General features: G+C 73.3%; 1 protein-coding gene. It reads left to right on the forward strand.

Features of this window, described 5'->3' with window-relative positions:
* Positions 1-285 precede the first annotated feature (285 nt).
* Entirely contained in the window at positions 286-1350 is a 1065-nt protein-coding gene (locus ACTUAL_RS16495) for a methyltransferase (RefSeq protein ID WP_440900891.1), read from the forward strand.
* The last annotated feature ends 218 nt before the right edge of the window (positions 1351-1568 follow it).

Raw genomic sequence — 1568 nt, forward strand, 5'->3', positions numbered from 1 at the left:
GTACCCCCGCCGCCGGAACCTGAACCTGCCCGATTCCGCTGTCCCTCGGACGGCGCAACCCCCCGCCACTCCAGCCCGCCTGTCGCCCTCGGAGGCAATCACTCGTCCGAGGGATGAACCCGGTGTCCCGCGTTGCAGGCGCGGCGTCCGCCGCACACGATTCCCCCGCAGCGGCAGGTCTTTCGGCGCGGTGCCCGGTCCGGCTGTGCCCGGTTCCTGCGGTGTCCTGTTCTGGCGGTGTGCTGTTCCGGCGGTGTTCGATTCCGGTGGCGGAGGGGCGGTGGCATGGGGCTCGCGGCGCACGAGCAGCACGAGGAGGCCGAGGCGGGGGACGCCGTCGACGCGCTCCTGGGCGGCTACTGGAGGTTCCACGTGCTCGGGGCGTTCGTGCGCCTGCGCGTGCCCGACCTGCTCGCCGAGGGGCCCACCACGGCCGCCGAGGTGTCCGACGTGCTCGGGGCGGTCCGGCCCGACGTCGTCGACACCTTCCTGCGCTGCGCCTCCGCCGAGGGGCTGCTCGACCGGAGCGGCGACGGCTGGTACTCGGCCAACGCCGTCACCGCCGCGCTGTGCCGCAACGGCAGTCACGCCACGCTCGCCCTCATGCTCACCGCACCGGGGGCTTGCCGCCCGATGGAGGTGCTCGACCAGGTCGTTCGTCACGGCAGGTCACGGGCGGATCTGGTGTTCGGCGGCGACGACCTGTGGACCTACTACCGCCGGACCCCGCACGAGGCGGCCTGGTTCTCCGACTGGATGCAGGAGTTCACCGAACCGGTCGTGGACTCGGTGCTGGACCGCTACGCGTTCACCGGCCACCGCCGCGTCGTGGACGTCGGCGGCGGCAACGGCACCCTGCTCCACCGGGTCCTCGCCGCCCACCCCGACGCCACCGGCGTGCTGTTCGACCGCCCCGAGGTGGTGTCCAGGGCGAGCGCGGTGCTCAAGCGCCTCGGACTGACCGACCGGGTCGAGCTGGTGGGCGGCGACTTCTTCGAGGGCATCCCGCCGGGCGGGGACCTGTACCTGCTCAAGAGCGTGCTGTGCGACTGGGACGACGCGAGCTGCGTCCGGCTGCTCTCCCGCTGCCGCGAGGCGGCCGGACCGGGCGTGCCGATCGTGGTCGTGGACTGGGTGCGCGGCGACGGCGACTCCCCGGTGCACGACACGATCTCGTTGCAGCGCCTGGCCCTCAACGGCGGCGAGATCCGCACGTTCGGCCACTTCCGCGGCCTGTTCGACGCGGCGGGCCTGGAACTGGCCGTCCTCGACCGCCCCACCCCCGGCACCACCCACGAGTGGGAACCGGCGACGATCATGGAAGTGGTCGACGCCTCCCCGTGGCGGTGAGGGCTGGCCGGTGAGCGCTCCCCGTGGGCGCGCACCGCGTTTCACGGGCGCGGCGGAAAACGGATACGCGCTCGCAACCCGCCGACCTCTTCACTGACCGGCAACCGCAACGCGCTCCGCGTGCGGGCTGGGAAAGGGGCACGGTCGTGGGTGGCGTCGAAGGGAACGCGGGCGGGATCGGGCGGAGGAAGGTGTTCGGGTGGGGCGGCCTGGCGGCG

The organism is Actinosynnema sp. (assembly GCF_052038725.1).

What these genes read in the sequence shown, in the direction of transcription:
- ACTUAL_RS16495 (WP_440900891.1), top strand. Translation starts at nt 286, where the DNA reads ATGGGGCTCGCGGCGCACGAGCAGCACGAGGAGGCCGAGGCGGGGGAC.